This is a genomic window from Sulfurovum sp. (assembly GCF_036568385.1).
In the GTDB taxonomy this organism is placed as follows: Bacteria; Campylobacterota; Campylobacteria; order Campylobacterales; family Sulfurovaceae; genus Sulfurovum.
The window spans coordinates 14,248-31,344 of record NZ_DATCSP010000002.1 but is presented as its reverse complement, the minus strand read 5'-3'; the positions used below and the strand labels follow the sequence as shown (position 1 = coordinate 31,344).

Sequence of the window (17,097 nt, the reverse complement as noted above, 5' to 3'; positions counted from 1 at the left end):
TACAGGTGATATCTACGGGATCGAAGACCACAAGAACGGTGACATCTGGGCATGTCTCAAAGACGGTGCGGACAAAGACATCAAAACAGACGGTTGTGTAAGACTTCTTGCTGTAAAAGACCAGTCTGCAGAGCCTACAGGTTTCATCTTCTCTCCGGACGGTACCAAAGCATACGTTTCTATCCAGCACTCCAATGATGAGGGTATGGATCTGGTTGACGGGTACAGAACGGACGATATCGTTGTCATCGAAGGATTTAAAACGGTTCAACCATAATAACTTCTATAATAAATACCTGGCTCTATGCCGGGTATTCCTTCCCACCTTTACCTTGCATTTTTCCAAAAAAACCTTTACCAATGTTACCTATCTGATATATATTTATTTTACCATACGCCCAAATGAAAATCATGAGGGAAACTATGAAGAACAAAAAAATGATTTATGCCGCATTGTCTATGTTTTTATTTGCTGCCTGCGGAAATAGCGGAACCGATGTTTCGACTGCCGTTTCAGATATAAATGAGAGCAATGTCACCAATGAGAGTGAAGTGGTGCTGAAAGATGTACCGGAATATACAGATAGAATGTATGTCGTAAAAACAACTTCACATTTCAACATTGGCAGTTCTCAGACGCTAATCAACAGAGAAGCTGTTGTACCTGCCATGTGTTATACGGAGCATGATGAAAAGTATAATCCCTGTTATGTATGTCACCAGGACACCATAAAAGATGGCAGGGCCAATGTGATGAATGACGGATTTTTGCAAAATGAATATCTCTTTTCCGATTTCGGTATGACCAACCACTGGACCAATCTTTTTAAAGACCGTACGGAAGAGATCGCCAGGATCAGCGATCAAGAGATCGATACCTATGTCAATACGGAAAACTATACAGATCTCAAACGATTACTGGAAGAGAACGATTTCTCAGGCTATATCCCTGACCTTGAGAATTACCATCTCGGTGCAGACTCTTTCAATGAAGACGGATTTGCAAAGGACGGGAGCGGATGGGTAGCCTTTCATTACAGACCGCTTCCGAGTACATTCTGGCCGGTGAATGGAAATACGGATGATGTACTCATCAGACTGCATAAGGATTATAGACAGACAGAAGATGGAAATCTTTCAGTTACCGTCTATAAATTCAACCTGGCCATCGTAGAAGCCGCGATCAAGAACCTCGACTCCATTAGCGTGGACAACCTTGATGAAAAGGTCATAGGCATGGACTTGAACGGTGACGGGAAACTGGGTATCGTTGACCGTATCGATCGACCTTCACACTATGTCGGGAAAGCATCCTATATGCAAGTGGAGACATTTTTATATCCACGGTATACCGAGTTCCTGCATACGGTCAGATATGTAGGTTCGACGGAAAACGGTGAAATATACAATGCCCCAAGAATGAAGGAGCTCCGCTATATGATCAAAGCAAGATCCTATCAGGATGAAACAGCGCCTTTGACCAAATATCAACTGGCCCTGCTGTATGATGCAGAGTGGCAGGAAAAATATAAAGGAGATGAGCCTTTTTACAGCTCCATGCTTGAGCGGGGTCTGGATAATGCAATGGGCTGGTGGATCCAGGGGTTCATAGAAGATGCAGAGGGTGACCTGCGTCCGCAAACCTACGAAGAAACCTTCTACTGTATGGGATGCCATACCACATTGGGTAGCACGGTAGACCAGGTCTTCTCTTTTGCAAGAAAAATAGACGGGGCACAAGGCTGGGGATACATCGATCTTAAAAAAATGATCGACACGCCGAACAGGGGAGAGGAAGAGGGGGAGATACTGACCTATTTTAAAAGAGTAGGCGGCGGTAACGAGTTCAGGGTCGAAAATGATATCAATACGAAATTCTTTTCAGGCGGTGTGCTGGATGAAGAGAAGGTCAAGCGTGCGAAAAGCATTTATGAACTGATCACCCCTACGCGTGCCTCTGCGCTGAAGATGAACAAGGCTTACCGGTCTTTGGTAAAAAGCCAGGACTTCATTCATGGCCGTGAAGGGAACAGTGAAGCGGTGAAACATGTGCATAGAGAGGTGACAGAGACCACACCTGCTCTCCCTTCCGATAAAAAGTATCACTGGGATATGCGGCTGGATTGGTCAGCAGAATAGACGGATCGAAGCGTTTGCAAACGGGGATCGTTCTAAAATCGAAGATTAACTATGTAGAATATGGATAACGTTATGTATGACAAGGGGAATTATGTCACGTCATCCACAAGAAACTTCCAGACAGCATATGCTGCAGATCGGCGTTGTTCTGTTCGCCGCCATGATCTGGTTCCTTCCTGTGCCTGCAGGGCTTGAAGCCTATATCAGCAGCAGGCCTGTTTCTGATCTTCATTATACACCCCAGATGGCCTGGCACCTCTTTGCCATCTTTATCGCGGCCATCTTTGCGGTGATCCTTAAAGCGATGCCTATCTTTACCTCTGCCATTCTCGGCGTCTCTGCCGCGGTACTGACGGGTACACTGACGGCAAAGCAGGCATTCAGCGGTTTTTCAGAAGACTGGATCCTGCTGATCATCGTCGCATTCCTGATCGCCCGCGGGGTGATCAAGTCGGGACTGGGAAAGAGGATCGCTTTTTTGATCATCAGGAAGTTCGGGAAGACCAGCCTGGGGCTTTCCTATTCCGTGATCGCTGCAGATATGGTCATGGCACCTGCCTTTCCGAGCAACACGGCCAGGTCCGGTGTCCTTTTCCCGATCGTCAATGCCCTGGCAGCGGACAGTGAATCAAAGGTGGCCGACGGAACACGCAAGAAACTGGGTGCCTACCTGATGATGTCCTCCATGGCAGGGCTGACGCTCTCATCCTCTCTCTGGCTTACCGCCATGGCGGCAAATCCTGCCGGGGCCAAAATGGCCCGGGAGTATGGCATCGAGATCACCTATGGCTCATGGGCCCTTGCAGCTTCGCTTCCTGTACTTGTACTCTTCCTGCTGATGCCATGGGTCCTTCTCAAGGTCTATCCTCCCGAGGTCAAGCACACCCCTGACGCCCCGCAGATAGCACAAAAAGCGCTCGACACCATGGGGCCTGTCCATAAAAATGAGTGGATCATGGCGGCTGTCTTCATCGGGATGGTCACGCTCTGGATCGCTTCCTCTTTTTACCCCGTACTCAACAAAGCGGCAGTTGCCTTCCTCGGGCTGGCCATCCTAATGCTTACCAACATCTTTACGATGAGAGATATGAACAATGAGGGGCAGGCACTCGGCACCCTTGTCTGGTTCGCCATCCTCTATGCCATGTCCGTCTATCTCAACAAGTTCGGTTTCATGGGGTGGATAGGTGACAATGCCGCAGCGATGGTAGAGGGATTGGCCTGGCCGGCCGCCTATGTGGTCCTGATACTCTCCTATGTCCTGATACACTACTTCTTTGTCTCGCAGACCGCACAGATGCTGGCACTTTTTTCAGTATTTCTGGGGGTATCGATAGAAGCAGGGGTCCCGCCTGAACTGATGGCGCTGATGCTTCTTTTTGCAACCAATTTCAATGCGGTCATCACACCGCAGGGATCTTCTGCCAATGTGATCTACATCGGTAGCGGCTATCTGGAAGCGGGGGAGGTCTACAGGGTGGGAGGCATCGTCACGCTGCTCAACACGGTCGTCTTTCTTACCGTGGGGACCGCATGGATACTGCTGGTCACTTAAAAAAAGTGCTTTAGGCTGCCTGCGGTTTTTCTGTTCAGTGCGGCTTCTGCTACCTGATACGGGTGTTTCTGCCCATCAGGAACAACACCGCCTTCCGTAAGAGTTTGATGCTCTTGTATAAAGCTCCGCTCACAGCCCCTTTGAGGTTCCAGATACCGTGAAGCCTGGAGAGCATCCCTTTCTTCTCTATGGCACGGTCCAGGTATCTCAGCGCATCGACACCCTGAAGACATTGTTCTTCTGTTACCACGATCAGCCCCTCGTTGATATCCAGCCCCTGACACAACGCGTCTATCTCTGCATAGTACTCCCTGGCATTTTTAAGCTCCAGGTCATAATGCTGCTTTAGCTCGAGAAATGCGGCGTACCGGTTACAAAAAGGACACTCCCGGTCATAATAGAGGGTAAGTTTTTGTTTCATCTCTGCTTTCCGATGTTTTTTACCATCATAACATACTAAAACAGATAATGTATGACAATTTGACATACATTCGACCCCGGCTTTGAAAATTTGCAATAATGGTAAAAAATCCCGGATGAACAGATGAAGTACAGCTCAAAAGAATTTCTTGAAACAGTCAGCAGACACTGTTCCAATCAACTTACCCACTATAAGTTCAATACCTCTACGCTCAAGGTAAGCCATAAATACAGAGAGGGGAGGCTGGCTGCACTGGAGTACCTTGGTGAGCTTACCTACTACTATCTGCAGGCAGAGAAGAAGATACAGCAGGATTTTCATGCACAGATACGCAAACAGATAGAGCACTATTCCTGTCTGGCCGACAATGACTACAAGCAGGGGCTTTATGATGCCCTTCATGAAACGCTCTCCCTCGATCCAAAAATACCAAAATAGGAAAGTTTGTAAATTCTATGTGATTTAAGGTACAATAATCAGCAATATACTATTTGGAGTGCGTATGGAACTGTTAATTGTCATACCATTTTGCATTTTCGCCCTGATCGTTGTCGTGGGCGGCTATGTATTTATGTTTCTTCATGTGATGAGGGCTGACCCGAGAGAACTGGAGTTCAGAGAAAATATCGGTCAGGACAACAGGCTGATCCCGCACACCTACAAAAAATAAGCGTATCAGGAGTAATAATGAAAAAATTAGTGATGAGCGGTTTGCTCTGTCTGGGTGTATGTATGCCGTTACAGGTATCGGCGGAGTCTTTACTGGAAAGAATTGCAATAGATGTCCTTTTAGGGGCCTATGATCAACCACAGTACCGTGATGACAGACCTTACTACTTTTACAATAACAGATACTATTATGGCGGGGACTGGAGAGACGGATACTACTACTACAAGGGTAAAAGACTCCGAGGCGGACACTACTATGAAAGAGGATACTACGACCACTATCACAGAGTGTATGAAAGACCACATTACCAGGATGAAAGACCATACTACTTTTACAACAACAGATACTACTATGGCGGGGACTGGAGAGACGGATACTACTACTACAAGGGTAGAAGACTCCGAGGCGGACACTACTATGAAAGAGGATACCACGACCACTATAAAAAACCAAAGCATCCAAACCACAAGAACGGATACTACAGAAACAACAAACACTATCGGGATGATCATCCGCGTGAGCGCTATGATGAAAAGCGTTACCGTAAAGAGTCCAAAAATTACAAAAAAGATAAACACGACAAGAGGAATGGCAAACACGACAGATAGTGGGCAGGCTTCCTTCCCACCGCTCTGATCCTTGATGAAAAACAGGCACTTGACATTATGGATCAGGTTTGCTACTATTCACACATGAAATTACGTAGGTATACTATTTTATCCATCATCTTTGTTATGTTGACGGCTTTCTCATTCAACACCTCTTTTGCTGTGCAGGATGATCCATCAGAAACAAAGATCCAAATTTCTCTCGAAGAGAAAGAGTCACAGCAGACTTGGGATGAAAAGCTGGTCGCCTATGTACCAGAGCCTTGTCCAAAAGAAACAAAACCTTTTAACGGCTTTGTTTTCTCGACACCGATCGTAGATCAACTCTATCTCAACAATATCTTTAAACCCCCTATATTCTCTTAGAACACGATCACACTTTCCGCATTCATTGGTATGCACCGGTGTGAGTGTTCGTATACAACATGTAACCAATACAAAAACAAAAAACATATACATATTCAGGAGAATACACACATGAAAAAATTATTAGTACTTACAGTTATCGGAAGCTTTTTACTCGGATCGAACGCATTTGCGTCTCAAACAACAGCCACAGAAGGAACAACGGCCGATGCCATTCATAAGGCTGCCATGAACGATGCGTGGACACCCTATAAACCATCCGCAAAAAATGGTGAGCAGACACTCTACTTTAAAAAGAAGATCAAAAACAAAGACTACCATGCCTACAGATATCAGAACAGACAGCAGCACAAAACAATGACTGTCTATGTCAAGGTAGACTATGCGGGCGATCAGGTGAATGTCGAGTTCGCAGACAAGGTCCGTATGAATCCGGGAAGCCTCGGAGTCGGCCATAAGGTAGATAACGTTCTGGATGAACTTGCCAGTGCCATTGAGCAGGAATTGTCTGCCAACGTCTGATCGTCGAACGACCATACACCTTCCTTGTTTTACACCGCTTGACTCCGGGCAGTCAAGCGGTGTTCCTAACGCACTTCTAGAGACTTCTCCCTCTCAAAATTACCCCGTACCATACTAAAATGCATCCCTGATAACCCCATATAAATCGTAGATAAGCTATCATATACATAGATTTTATCCTAAGGAATCCGCATTGGCATACTACATCATCAAACTCGTCATCACCTCGCTTTTGATCGTACTGATCTCTGAAATAGGAAAAAGATACAGCCTGGTCGGGGCCTTGCTGGCAGCCATCCCTCTGGTCTCCATCTTGGCTATGACATGGATGTATATCGATACGCAGAGCAGTGACTCCGCGGTGGAGTTTTCCAAAAGGATCGTATGGCTCATCGCCCCGTCCATGACCATGTTCATCGCATTTCCCATACTGATAAAAAAGGGCATGGGTTTCTTTCCCAGCATGTTCATCTCGGTATCATTGACCATTTTTGCCTACTACAGTGTGATTTTTATTCTGGAAAAATTCGGGATCAAGCTATAAGTGTTGAAGGACATCGCATGAAAAACATTCTTATCGTTATTATCATCATCGCAGGGTTATTTTTCTTTATGACCAGAGAAGATGCACCATATGCTGATCGGACAGGTGCGGCAGAAAGCCCTGAGAAGACCTACCTTGATACCCCTGCAAATACCTATGAGGAGCGTGTCGAAGCGCTAAGCATCTCCAACACCCTGCAAAAACCTGTCAATAGCTATTTGGACGGCCGCGTCGATGCGATGGGCAATGCCAGAAAGTCGGTCAATGTGGGGAATGAAAGAATGGAAGCACAAGACAAGGCCATGGAGGAGCTCCTAAAATAAATGAAAACGATCAAATACAATAACCAGGACCTGGAAGTATCCAAAGTGGTCTGCATAGGCCGGAATTATGTCGAACATATAGAAGAGCTGAGCAATGAGATCCCTTCTTCGATGGTCATTTTCAATAAACCCAACTCAGCCATCAGTGACACCCTTTACTATTTTTCAGAACACTGCCGTTTTGAGGGTGAGATATGTTTTTTAATTCGCGATACCAAGATAGAGGCTGTAGGTTTTGGGCTTGACCTGACGCATGCCGATATACAGAACCATCTGAAATCCAAAGGTTTGCCATGGGAGAGAGCCAAAGCATTCGATCGCTCTGCCGTCCTGAGTGAATTTGTCCGGCTTGATGCAGATATCACCACTTTGGGGATGAAGCTCTATATCAATGATGCACTGGTGCAGTTCGCAACGTATGATCTGATGATGTACAAACCAGACACCATGCTTTCAGAGATACAGAGTTTTATGACGCTGGAAGACAATGACATTATCATGAGCGGTACACCTAAAGGTGTAGCTACCTACAGTCTAGGAGATAGATTTGTAGGGCAGGTATTAGCCGGAGAGTCGCTTTTACTGGAAAAAGAGTGGGTTGTGAAGCGTTTAAATGATTGAAGATCAGTTGATGACTAAAAGTTAAGAAGCATTTATTTTTACTTAAAGGCGCCCTAAATGAGATCATCATTAAAAACCTCATAAAGTTATATATTTTATAAGGTTTCAATCATAGTCTCCTTTAATTTTTTCAACACTTGCACCATTGCAAGCGTATCTAATTCACAATATTTCAAAAGTGCTGTTCTGTACGCATTTTTTTCATCTTCTGCCATCTCAGCCAATTTCGGAAAGGTATTCATTGCATCACCACCATTTTGAACCAGCTCTAACTCTTTATAGGCTCTTGCCATTTCAGGGACAAGTGCAGGAAGTACAACTTTTATACTGCTCTTGCCTTTCATTTCTGGGACATAGTAGCTTTTGTTTTTAAACGGCACTTCGAGATCTACAACGTTATCTGCAATAGCCAATAGATGTTCTTCATATTTTGGGAAAGCCTCTGCTAGTTCTTTTAGTCTATCTACTTCAAAACTTGAATGATAAGCTGTTACTGTTACATCTGTAGGAATATCTTCTACCATGCGTTTAACCACCGCTTCTCTTGGATCAGTTCCCTCTTTGGCTAAAAATTCTTTATGTTCTATATCTCCTACTTCATATTCAATATGTAACGAGTATTGAAACGGTATCTGTTGATAAACTTTCGTACCTTCAAATTCTGGAATAGCTTCCTGGTACGTTTCAAAATCCAAGTGGTAGATTGGATAGGTCAAGGTTGATAGAAATGCATCAATTTGTTCTTTATTGATGATAATGGTTTGATCTTTCCAGGCGAGTACAGACTCTTGTTGTTTTCCTGTCACATCAAAATCATCTGGTATATCTGCTACATTTATAATATCCTGATGGTAAAGTTCCAATGCTTTGGACTTTTTAGTGAGAGGAAAGATATCAAACACTGAATATTCAGGGATATTTCTCTGTGTTTTCCAACAATATTCCATAGCGTCGCAATCATAGGGGTGTTTACAGTGCCACCCGATATCTATATCAGGTTCATTTATTTTATCTGCTAAAACTTGTGCAAAGGTATCTAAGTGACTTGGTATTTTATCTTGTAGTGCTAGAACATGTTCGGTAACATCAATTTTTGAAAAGAGTTGTTCTAACTCGAGTTCAGGACCTCTAACATACTCACTATTCAACAGTACCAATGAAGTTTTGTTAATTTCGAAACCACAACCATTCACAACATAGTGCTGTATAGCTGCATCTTCAATATAGTTTTCAATTTCTTTCAATTTCTTTTTAGGACCCCAGGTAGAACTCTTCACTTCATAAAGTTCGACACTGCCATCATCATTGATATGGAAGATATCTACCATTACCAAAACCCCATCAAACACAAAAGTGGCTTCATAGATGTTTTTAATACCCTGTTCTATATACTTCTTTGTAAGAGCTATTTTTTCTTCAAAAGTTGTATCTTCAAATGGAATCCTTTCTCCAGCTGGAAAAAGATCACATGCCTTTTCCCCAACTTTTTCACCCGTTCTAAAAATAGATTTCATCTGTTCATCAGGTGGGGTCAATACATCTTTATTATACTTTTTGAGCCAAAGAGACTTGGTGCATTGTAAGCCTCTTATATATAGAGATTTTGACAGGTTTGTCATAAGTAACCTTTATTATTTTATATTGAGCAAAACAAATTAAAGAGTTTTCTTGACTACGTTTACTCTTATTATGGCTATACTGTTTATCAAGATAGACCCTTATATAAGATGCTAATTGATTTTTGCTTCTTTTAGTACCTTTTTATACGATATTTCGTTCAGTGCAATATCAACTTTTTCATATCTAGCCTTTTCATTTTTTCCATCCCAATCTTCAGGCATGTTCTTATTCAAGCCATTATAATTTAATTTATCGTGTTCTTTTTTTGTTATTACAGCTCTATTAGTGAATGTTTTTAATATCTTCTCCAACTCGTGTTGATGATCTAAAGGTAAATTTTTCAAAACAAGTTTATTTACCACACTTATTGGGACCAAATGTTCACCCACTAAAAGACCTTTTAAGGCCTTGTTATCACCGTGATGTTTTTTTATCAATTCTAGGGCTTCTTCACTTACCATACTGGCACCCAATTTATTGTCATGTCCAGGTAAATCTGTTGCATGATTAATAGCTTCTCTAATTAAACATCGTATAACTTGTTTCAGAGAAGGAACTTCAATCTTATCACGATATCTAGAAAGCAAATCATAAAGTAAATCAGAATATATTTTAAAATAATAATTATTTTTTGCCATTAGAACTCCTCTATAATTATTCTAACATATTCATGAAAAAGTAAATTGTGCACTATAGCTTATTTTAATGAAGTTACATAAATATGACATAGAAAATATATAATATAGATTCGATACAATATATAAACATAACTTCATCAATAGGACAAGAGTATGCACGGACCACTATTCAAAAAAATTGATTTTGACGTAGATTATATTGTATCCGCTATTGATCAAGGTACTGTAGGGTTGCCAGATATTCAACGTCCATTTGTTTGGAGCTCTTCAAAAGTACGTGACCTATTTGATTCTATGTATAGAGGCTATCCTGTTGGATACTTTATGTTGTGGGCTGCATATGATACGACAAGACAGAGACAGATAGGAAATGAACACGGTACAGACCTCTCCACATCACTGATCATTGATGGACAACAGAGACTTACCTCTCTTTATACTGTGATGAAAGGAAAGCCCGTATTCACTGATAAGTTTGAAGAAAAACTCATCAAGATAGCATTTCATCCTCTAAAAGAAGCATTTGCTGTATCAACAGCAGCACATCAACGTTCACATGAATGGATAGAAAATATTAGCACGCTATTCTCAGCCTCTACTTCCTCATATACTTTTATTGGTCAATATATTGAAAATCTTGCAAAAGAAAAAGAATTAACAGAAGAAGATAAAAGCACTATTGCTAGAAATATCGATCGGCTTATGCAACTAAAAAAATACCCATTTTCTGCGATTGAAATAAGTGGTGATGCGGATGAAGAAGATGTGGCTGATATTTTTGTACGGGTCAATTCGCAAGGTCAAAAGTTGAATCAAGCAGATTTTATTCTAACCCTTATATCTGTATTTTGGGAAGAGGGTAGAGAACATTTAGAGTCTTTTTGTAAAAATGCTCGTATACCAAATATCAAAGAGACTACTTCATACAACTATCTCTTTGCACCTGACCCAGATCATCTTTTGAGAGTGAGTATCGGATATGCATTTAAACGAGCACGTCTTAAATATGCTTACCTGGTACTAAGGGGTAAAGACTTAGAGACAAAAGAGACTTCTGCTGATCTCAGAGAGAAACAGTTTGAAATTTTCAAAGAAGCTCAGGAAAAAAGTTTAAACCTGCAAAACTGGCATGATTTCTTAAAAATCATTCTTAACGCAGGATACAAACGAAGCAATATGATAGTCTCTTATACAGCTATTATCTATACATATGTTTTTTATCTTATAGGTAAATATGACTTTAAAATAGAAAGCTCTCTTCTGAGAAAAATACTCTCAAAGTGGTTTTTCATGACTACTTTGACTTATCGCTATTCAAGTTCTGCCGAAACTCAAATGGAACAGGACCTTGCAAATTTACGATCGCTAAAAACAGCTGATGAATTTGTTGCTCATTTAGAACAGATCATTAAAAGTGTATTAACGAATGACTATTGGAGCATTACTTTACCACAGGAACTTGTGACTTCGTCCCCAAATTCACCTATTTGGAAAGCATATACAGCCTCGTTGAATTTGCTTAAAGCCGATGTCTTGTTTTCAACTCTGTCAGTAAGTGATCTTTTAGATCCTACCAAAGATGCAAATAAATCAGCATTAGAGAGACACCATCTCTTTCCCAAAAAGTATCTTGAAACCATAGGTATAACAGATGACAGAGAACGTAATCAAATTGCCAATTTTGCCTATGTGGAATGGAGAGACAATCTTGATATACTAGATGATGCACCAAGTGTGTACATAGGTGAATATATTGATAGGTTAAATGAGGATAAACGTAAAGAGATCTATTATTATCATGCTCTGCCTGAACAATGGCATACATTGGAGTATAAAGAGTTCTTAGAACAACGTCGGAAAATGATGGCTCAAGTCATCAAAGATGCATTTGAAAAATTATAAGGGTTTAATATGGATAGCACTGAAATTACCAATGAGGCAATGGATTTTGTTCAACTCTATAGAAAAAACCGTTTTAAAGTAGGTGATATGGATTTTAGTTTCGAAGAATTGCCGAAATTCGATCTCTTGATGACACCTTTTGCCATATTGACAGCATGGAACCCAAATAACCAATCAACATCGTCTGATATCAATACAAAAAACAATAAGCTATTAGAAAATGAATTGAAGCATTTAAAGTTCTCTTTTGTTGAGGCAGTAGGCTATTTAGATGATCATAGTGAAGCGTCTTTTTGTGTCTATGATATTTCGTTTGATCAGGCTATAGATCTAGCTAAAAAATTTCATCAATACTCTATATTCTACAATAATGCCAAGACCATAGGATATTATGAGGTGGAGACATCAAAAGTGATCATAGAAAGAGAACTCATTGACCAATAGGTAGAAAAAATTCATTTTTATGATTATTATAAGTGATTGAAATATGTATCTGAATTGGTTGCGGGAGCCGGATTTGAACCAACGACCTTCGGGTTATGAGCCCGACGAGCTACCAAACTGCTCTATCCCGCGACAGAAGTTTAAATCTTTCGATTTAAATGAAGTGAGATTATATCTTGATTTAATTAAACCAAGATGAAATCTTTTATGGATGGGGTAGAGGGATTCGAACCCCCGAATATCGGTACCAAAAACCGAGGCCTTACCGCTTGGCGATACCCCAACCGTTATAAGCTAAATGCTTATGTGGACGGCATTATAGCACCAAATACCTTACATGTCAAGACCACTTGAAAAAAAAGTCGGTAAAAGTTTCTTGGAAGAACGAAAAGGTATAATACAACAAAATAATATTTATTGTACACAGATAAATAGTTGGAGGTTTTGATGTCTGTCGAAGCAATGCAAAGAGTTGAAAAAGCCATACTCGAGATAAAAAAAGGGAATATGGTCATCATGATGGATGACGAAGACCGTGAAAACGAGGGTGACCTTGTCTACGCTGCTACTTTCTCGACACCCGAAATGGTCAATTTCATGGCAAAAGAGGCCAGAGGGCTGATCTGTACCCCTATCACCAGAGAGATAGCTTCCAATCTTGACCTTGTGCCCATGGTAAGCAACAACGTATCTGCCCATGAAACAGCCTTTACCGTCTCCATTGACTCAGCCAATGCCGAGACCGGTATCTCTGCCGCAGAGAGAAATGACTGTATCTCAAAGCTTGCGAATCCCCAGACCGTGAGTGAGGATTTTGTGCGTCCGGGGCATATCTTCCCGCTGATCGCCAAGGACGGCGGCGTACTGGTCAGAACAGGGCATACGGAAGGTTCGGTGGACCTTTGCAAGCTTGCCGGGCTCGCACCTGCCGCTGTGATCTGCGAGATCATCAAAGATGACGGGAAAATGGCACGCATGGATGACCTGGAAGTGTTTTCCAAAGAGCATGACCTTGCGATCGTATATATTTCCGACATCGTCGAATACCGCCTGGCCCATGAAAAACTTGTCAGACGTGTCAAAGAGGAAGAGTCGGAACTCCGCGGCATCAAGGTTGATAAGATCACCTACACGGACCATCTCGACAGAACGCACACAGTGATACAGTTTTACAAAACGCACGAAACTGCCAATGTGAAGTTTCACAACATCGGCTCGGACATAGGACTGGTACTGGATGACAAACGTTTCAATGCGCTGAACAACTCCATAGAGTACCTGAAGCTCAATGGCGGCACACTCATTTTCCTCGACACCAAGATCATTTCCAAAGAGCAGGCCAAAGAGTTCGGGGTAGGGGCACAGATACTGAAAGACCTCGGCATCAGGAACATCAATCTGCTGACCACCAATAAAGACACCGAGTTTGTCGGGCTTGCAGGTTTCGGTCTTGACGTGGTCGAAAAAATAGAGATCGTCTAAAGAAACCACTGTAGAACGTAACAGGTAGGAGTCTTCACTCCTGTTGCATTTTTTTCCTTTTGAATTCCCCTCTATTTATGCTAGAATATTTATCATACACATCCAAAGGAATCCTATGTTAAAAGAAATTTACAATCCCAATCCTGATTTCGCTCCCAATGCCGCTATTCCGAGTATGGATGCATACTGGAAGCTACAAAATAAAGCTATCGAAGATTATGAGGGCTTTTGGAAAGAGTTCGCTGATGAGAAGATAGACTGGCTGGCTCCGTATGAAAAAGTATTGGATGAGAGCGATGCACCGTTCTACAAATGGTTCACCAACGGCAAGCTCAATGTCTCCAATCAGTGTATCGACAGACACCTTGCCGATCATGCAGATAAAACAGCGATCCTCTTCGAGGGGGACAGGGGCGATGTAGAGCGTATCAGCTATGCTCAGCTCTCGCTCCGTGTCAACAAGATGGCCAATCTTCTCAGAAATGAATTTGGCATCACAAAGGGTGACAGAGTGGTATTCTACATGCCGATGATCCCTGAAGCTGCCTACGCCATGCTTGCGTGCGCGCGTATCGGCGCGATCCACTCCATCGTGTTTGGAGGGTTCTCTTCCGAAGCACTGAAAGACCGTATCGAAGATGCTGAAGCGAAGATCGTGATCACGGCGGACGGGGCTTACAGAAAAGGAAAACCCTACATGCTCAAACAGGTCGTCGATGAAGCACTTTCCGAGGGAGGGAAGAGTGTAGAAGCGGTGCTTGTCGTCAAAAGAAACTATGAAGAGATCAACTGGGTAGAAGGCAGGGACCATGACTACAACGAGCTCATCAAGTCCCAGTATGCAGAGTGCCCCTATGAGGTGATGGACAGTGAAGATCCTCTTTTTCTGCTCTATACCAGCGGTAGTACAGGAAAACCCAAAGGGGTACAGCATTCGACTGCAGGGTACATCCTTTGGGCGCAAATGACCATGGAGTGGGTGTTCGACATCAAAAAGCATGATGTATTCTGGTGTACGGCCGATATCGGCTGGATCACCGGACATACCTACATTATCTACGGACCGCTTGCAGCCGGTGCGACCACAGTGATGTTCGAAGGTGTACCGACCTATCCTGATGCAGGGCGTGCATGGAAAATGGTACAGGAGCATAAGATCAACCAGTTCTATACAGCACCGACCGCGATCCGTGTACTGCATAAAATGGGTGAGCATGAACCTGAAAAATATGACCTCTCTTCACTGAAGGTACTGGGGACCGTGGGCGAGCCTATAGACCCGCCGGCATGGAAGTGGTATTATGAAACCGTAGGTAACTCCAATTGTTCCATTGTCGATACCTGGTGGCAGACAGAGACCGGCGGACATATGATCTCTCCGCTCCCTGGCGCAACGCCTATCAAGCCGGCCTGTGCCACCTTCGCACTTCCGGGGATCATCGCTGAGATCATCGGGCATGACGGGACTCCCAAAGAGGTAGGTGAAGCAGGACTGCTTTGTATCACCAAACCCTGGCCGAGCATGCTGAGAAATATCTGGGGTGATCCTGAGCGTTATAAAAAAGCCTATTTCGGTGATGCGGTGAAAGACGGCAAACCGGTCTACTTCTCCGGTGACGGAGCGGTACGTGACGAGGACGGCTACATTACCATCACGGGCCGTGTGGATGACGTGATCAATGTTTCCGGGCACCGTATGGGAACTGCAGAGATCGAAGCGGCGGTAAAAACCGATGACGCTGTCGCGGAAGTGGCAGTAGTAGGGCGTCCGCATGAGATCAAAGGAGAATCGATCTTCATCTATATCGTGCTCAAGGAAGGGCATATCAATAAAGATATCAAGAACCATATCAATGAACTGCTCGCTTCAGAGATCGGTAACATCGCGAAGGCAGACCACATCATCGAAGTACCTGGACTGCCCAAAACGCGTTCAGGAAAGATCATGAGAAGGATCCTGCGTTCTATCGCAAAACAGGAAGAGATCACGCAGGATATCTCTACACTGGAAGATCCGTCCATCGTTGAGCAGATCATCACCAAAGCAAGAGAAGCCTAAGCGCCTCTCTTCTTTACTTCCCCATCAACTCTTTTACCTTCAGCAGATCATCGAACACTTCTTTTTTCGCACTTGGATTTCTGAGCAGATAGCTCGGATGGTACGTAGGTATGACCGTGTAGTCATTTTGTTTATGCAGGGTGCCTCTGACCTTGCTTATCTCCGTATCATCCCCCGTGAGGTAGTGATAGGCGGTTGCCCCGAGTGTAACGATCAGCTTTGGACGTATCAGCGCGATCTGCTTCATCAGGTAGGGCTGGCAGGTATGTGCCTGGGTAGGGGTAGGGGTCTCATTGTTCGGAGGGCGGCACTTGACGACATTGGTGATATAGACATCGCTTCTGGGAATATGCAGCACGTTTTCTATCATCTTGGTGAGGAGTTCGCCTGAGCGCCCCACAAAAGGTTTGCCGGCACTGTCTTCCATCGTGCCGGGTGCTTCACCGATGAACATGATCTCCGCATTGGGATCCCCTTCACCGAAGACGGCCTTGTGCCGGGTTTTGCTCAGTTCGCATAGATGACACTCCATGGCCTGTTTTTCCAGAGAAGCGAGGGTATCCGGAAGCCTAAGGTCCTGTTCCTCATCCTTGTAGGGTGTGACAGAGGTATACTTATAGCCCAGCTGCTTGAGCTGATAGAGTTGTTTCAGGAGAAGTGCATTTTTCAGGTTTTTCATGGAGATATTATATCTCATAACATCTAAGGAGAATATGGATGGAAGTGCGATCTTTCTGCTGATGCAGAAGCAAACGCCTGCACCCCAAGACACAGGCGTTCAAGCCTTTGAGATCAATCGGTACATCCGTTGGGAATATAGGCACCGTCACTGGCATACTTTGTCACATACTGATGGATGCTCTTCCAGTCTTTGGTCTTGAGCGTCATCTTCTCCAGGCTCGGACAGATCGTTCGTGCCTCCTGCGGCAGACCTCCGGAGCGGTAGATCTCTTCCCACTCTGCCTGCGTATGCTTTCTTGCGAATTCCACCCCCGAAAATCCGCAACTTTTATAAAACTTCTTTTTATAGAGTTTCTTTCCCAGTGCAACACTGGCCATAGTGTAGGATGGAGACAGACTCAGTAAAAGTAAAGAGAGAGACAGCAGTGTGAACATTTTTTTCATGATAGGTCCTTGTGGTATAAAATAGTAAAACGTAAAGTTAAACTTAACATTATTATAT

At 43.3% G+C, this 17,097-nt stretch carries 20 protein-coding genes and 2 tRNA genes; 15 read left to right on the top strand and 7 right to left on the bottom strand.

Features of this window, described 5'->3' with window-relative positions; all coding sequences use genetic code 11:
- The 3 genes from VIM88_RS00235 to VIM88_RS00225 form a co-directional block, all read left to right on the top strand.
- Positions 1-277 (top strand): hypothetical protein (locus VIM88_RS00235; RefSeq protein WP_331860872.1); only part of this gene is annotated, 277 nt, incomplete at its 5' end.
- Between the two features lie 146 nt (positions 278-423).
- Positions 424-2,139, top strand: a complete 1,716-nt coding sequence (locus tag VIM88_RS00230) for a hypothetical protein (protein ID WP_331860871.1) — start codon at positions 424-426, stop codon at positions 2,137-2,139.
- Positions 2,140-2,230: 91 nt separating this feature from the next.
- Positions 2,231-3,694: a DASS family sodium-coupled anion symporter gene (locus VIM88_RS00225; RefSeq protein WP_331860870.1), complete on the top strand. Its 1,464-nt coding sequence runs from the start codon at positions 2,231-2,233 to the stop codon at positions 3,692-3,694.
- Positions 3,695-3,743: 49 nt separating this feature from the next.
- Here the strand turns inward: VIM88_RS00225 and VIM88_RS00220 are convergent, their stop codons facing one another.
- Entirely contained in the window at positions 3,744-4,115 is a 372-nt protein-coding gene (locus VIM88_RS00220; RefSeq protein ID WP_331860869.1) for a DCC1-like thiol-disulfide oxidoreductase family protein, read from the bottom strand.
- Positions 4,116-4,238: 123 nt separating this feature from the next.
- Between VIM88_RS00220 and VIM88_RS00215 the strand changes: the two genes are divergently transcribed.
- The 8 genes from VIM88_RS00215 (at position 4,239) to VIM88_RS00180 (ending at position 7,769) form a co-directional block, all read left to right on the top strand.
- Positions 4,239-4,553 carry a hypothetical protein gene (locus VIM88_RS00215; protein ID WP_331860868.1) on the top strand — a complete coding sequence of 105 codons (315 nt, stop codon included), beginning with the start codon at positions 4,239-4,241 and terminating at the stop codon, positions 4,551-4,553.
- A gap of 64 nt (positions 4,554-4,617) precedes the next feature.
- Complete coding sequence (locus tag VIM88_RS00210) at positions 4,618-4,785, top strand: hypothetical protein (RefSeq protein WP_331860867.1); 168 nt, start codon at positions 4,618-4,620, stop codon at positions 4,783-4,785.
- A gap of 17 nt (positions 4,786-4,802) precedes the next feature.
- Positions 4,803-5,393, top strand: a complete 591-nt coding sequence (locus VIM88_RS00205) for a hypothetical protein (RefSeq protein ID WP_331860866.1) — start codon at positions 4,803-4,805, stop codon at positions 5,391-5,393.
- An 84-nt stretch (positions 5,394-5,477) separates the two neighbouring features.
- The gene (locus VIM88_RS00200) at positions 5,478-5,759 is read left to right on the top strand and encodes a hypothetical protein (protein WP_331860865.1); all 282 of its coding nucleotides are present in this window, start codon (positions 5,478-5,480) and stop codon (positions 5,757-5,759) included.
- A gap of 111 nt (positions 5,760-5,870) precedes the next feature.
- Positions 5,871-6,281: a hypothetical protein gene (locus tag VIM88_RS00195; RefSeq protein WP_331860864.1), complete on the top strand. Its 411-nt coding sequence runs from the start codon at positions 5,871-5,873 to the stop codon at positions 6,279-6,281.
- Positions 6,282-6,474: 193 nt separating this feature from the next.
- Positions 6,475-6,825, top strand: a complete 351-nt coding sequence (locus VIM88_RS00190; RefSeq protein ID WP_331860863.1) for a DUF3147 family protein — start codon at positions 6,475-6,477, stop codon at positions 6,823-6,825.
- Positions 6,826-6,842: 17 nt separating this feature from the next.
- Positions 6,843-7,148 carry a hypothetical protein gene (locus VIM88_RS00185; protein ID WP_331860862.1) on the top strand — a complete coding sequence of 102 codons (306 nt, stop codon included), beginning with the start codon at positions 6,843-6,845 and terminating at the stop codon, positions 7,146-7,148.
- On the top strand, positions 7,149-7,769 hold the full coding sequence (locus VIM88_RS00180) for a fumarylacetoacetate hydrolase family protein (protein ID WP_331860861.1): 621 nt from the start codon (positions 7,149-7,151) through the stop codon (positions 7,767-7,769).
- A gap of 95 nt (positions 7,770-7,864) precedes the next feature.
- Here the strand turns inward: VIM88_RS00180 and VIM88_RS00175 are convergent, their stop codons facing one another.
- Both VIM88_RS00175 and VIM88_RS00170 read right to left on the bottom strand, forming a co-directional pair.
- Positions 7,865-9,388 carry a DUF2779 domain-containing protein gene (locus tag VIM88_RS00175; protein WP_331860860.1) on the bottom strand — a complete coding sequence of 508 codons (1,524 nt, stop codon included), beginning with the start codon at positions 9,386-9,388 and terminating at the stop codon, positions 7,865-7,867.
- 111 nt (positions 9,389-9,499) lie between these two features.
- On the bottom strand, positions 9,500-10,027 hold the full coding sequence (locus VIM88_RS00170) for a hypothetical protein (protein ID WP_331860859.1): 528 nt from the start codon (positions 10,025-10,027) through the stop codon (positions 9,500-9,502).
- Positions 10,028-10,180: 153 nt separating this feature from the next.
- Between VIM88_RS00170 and VIM88_RS00165 the strand changes: the two genes are divergently transcribed.
- Together VIM88_RS00165 and VIM88_RS00160 are read left to right on the top strand one after the other, a co-directional pair.
- Positions 10,181-11,929, top strand: a complete 1,749-nt coding sequence (locus tag VIM88_RS00165) for a GmrSD restriction endonuclease domain-containing protein (RefSeq protein ID WP_331860858.1) — start codon at positions 10,181-10,183, stop codon at positions 11,927-11,929.
- Between the two features lie 9 nt (positions 11,930-11,938).
- Positions 11,939-12,373 carry a DUF3293 domain-containing protein gene (locus VIM88_RS00160; RefSeq protein ID WP_331860857.1) on the top strand — a complete coding sequence of 145 codons (435 nt, stop codon included), beginning with the start codon at positions 11,939-11,941 and terminating at the stop codon, positions 12,371-12,373.
- Between the two features lie 55 nt (positions 12,374-12,428).
- Here the strand turns inward: VIM88_RS00160 and VIM88_RS00155 are convergent.
- Together VIM88_RS00155 and VIM88_RS00150 are read right to left on the bottom strand one after the other, a co-directional pair.
- A tRNA-Met gene (locus VIM88_RS00155) sits at positions 12,429-12,505 on the bottom strand.
- A 76-nt stretch (positions 12,506-12,581) separates the two neighbouring features.
- Positions 12,582-12,656: transfer RNA gene (locus tag VIM88_RS00150), tRNA-Gln, on the bottom strand.
- Positions 12,657-12,820: 164 nt separating this feature from the next.
- Between VIM88_RS00150 and VIM88_RS00145 the strand changes: the two genes are divergently transcribed.
- Positions 12,821-13,855, top strand: coding sequence for a bifunctional 3,4-dihydroxy-2-butanone 4-phosphate synthase/GTP cyclohydrolase II (locus VIM88_RS00145; RefSeq protein WP_331860856.1), 1,035 nt, complete (start codon positions 12,821-12,823; stop codon positions 13,853-13,855).
- A 115-nt stretch (positions 13,856-13,970) separates the two neighbouring features.
- Complete coding sequence (gene acs, locus VIM88_RS00140) at positions 13,971-15,914, top strand: acetate--CoA ligase (protein ID WP_331860855.1); 1,944 nt, start codon at positions 13,971-13,973, stop codon at positions 15,912-15,914.
- 13 nt (positions 15,915-15,927) lie between these two features.
- Here the strand turns inward: acs and VIM88_RS00135 are convergent, their stop codons facing one another.
- Both VIM88_RS00135 and VIM88_RS00130 read right to left on the bottom strand, forming a co-directional pair.
- The gene (locus VIM88_RS00135; RefSeq protein ID WP_331860854.1) at positions 15,928-16,593 is read right to left on the bottom strand and encodes a uracil-DNA glycosylase; all 666 of its coding nucleotides are present in this window, start codon (positions 16,591-16,593) and stop codon (positions 15,928-15,930) included.
- Between the two features lie 113 nt (positions 16,594-16,706).
- Complete coding sequence (locus tag VIM88_RS00130; protein ID WP_331860853.1) at positions 16,707-17,039, bottom strand: hypothetical protein; 333 nt, start codon at positions 17,037-17,039, stop codon at positions 16,707-16,709.
- Positions 17,040-17,097: the final 58 nt, after the last annotated feature.

Coding starts and splice junctions, on each gene's coding strand:
- VIM88_RS00180 (WP_331860861.1), top strand. CDS start 7,149: ATGAAAACGATCAAATACAATAACCAGGACCTGGAAGTATCCAAAGTG.
- VIM88_RS00200 (WP_331860865.1), top strand. CDS start 5,478: ATGAAATTACGTAGGTATACTATTTTATCCATCATCTTTGTTATGTTG.
- VIM88_RS00165 (WP_331860858.1), top strand. CDS start 10,181: ATGCACGGACCACTATTCAAAAAAATTGATTTTGACGTAGATTATATT.
- VIM88_RS00210 (WP_331860867.1), top strand. CDS start 4,618: ATGGAACTGTTAATTGTCATACCATTTTGCATTTTCGCCCTGATCGTT.
- VIM88_RS00170 (WP_331860859.1), bottom strand. CDS start 10,027: ATGGCAAAAAATAATTATTATTTTAAAATATATTCTGATTTACTTTAT.
- VIM88_RS00230 (WP_331860871.1), top strand. CDS start 424: ATGAAGAACAAAAAAATGATTTATGCCGCATTGTCTATGTTTTTATTT.
- VIM88_RS00130 (WP_331860853.1), bottom strand. CDS start 17,039: ATGAAAAAAATGTTCACACTGCTGTCTCTCTCTTTACTTTTACTGAGT.
- VIM88_RS00215 (WP_331860868.1), top strand. CDS start 4,239: ATGAAGTACAGCTCAAAAGAATTTCTTGAAACAGTCAGCAGACACTGT.
- VIM88_RS00205 (WP_331860866.1), top strand. CDS start 4,803: ATGAAAAAATTAGTGATGAGCGGTTTGCTCTGTCTGGGTGTATGTATG.
- VIM88_RS00195 (WP_331860864.1), top strand. CDS start 5,871: ATGAAAAAATTATTAGTACTTACAGTTATCGGAAGCTTTTTACTCGGA.
- VIM88_RS00145 (WP_331860856.1), top strand. CDS start 12,821: ATGTCTGTCGAAGCAATGCAAAGAGTTGAAAAAGCCATACTCGAGATA.
- VIM88_RS00160 (WP_331860857.1), top strand. CDS start 11,939: ATGGATAGCACTGAAATTACCAATGAGGCAATGGATTTTGTTCAACTC.
- acs (WP_331860855.1), top strand. CDS start 13,971: ATGTTAAAAGAAATTTACAATCCCAATCCTGATTTCGCTCCCAATGCC.
- VIM88_RS00135 (WP_331860854.1), bottom strand. CDS start 16,593: ATGAAAAACCTGAAAAATGCACTTCTCCTGAAACAACTCTATCAGCTC.
- VIM88_RS00225 (WP_331860870.1), top strand. CDS start 2,231: ATGTCACGTCATCCACAAGAAACTTCCAGACAGCATATGCTGCAGATC.
- VIM88_RS00185 (WP_331860862.1), top strand. CDS start 6,843: ATGAAAAACATTCTTATCGTTATTATCATCATCGCAGGGTTATTTTTC.
- VIM88_RS00220 (WP_331860869.1), bottom strand. CDS start 4,115: ATGAAACAAAAACTTACCCTCTATTATGACCGGGAGTGTCCTTTTTGT.
- VIM88_RS00175 (WP_331860860.1), bottom strand. CDS start 9,388: ATGACAAACCTGTCAAAATCTCTATATATAAGAGGCTTACAATGCACC.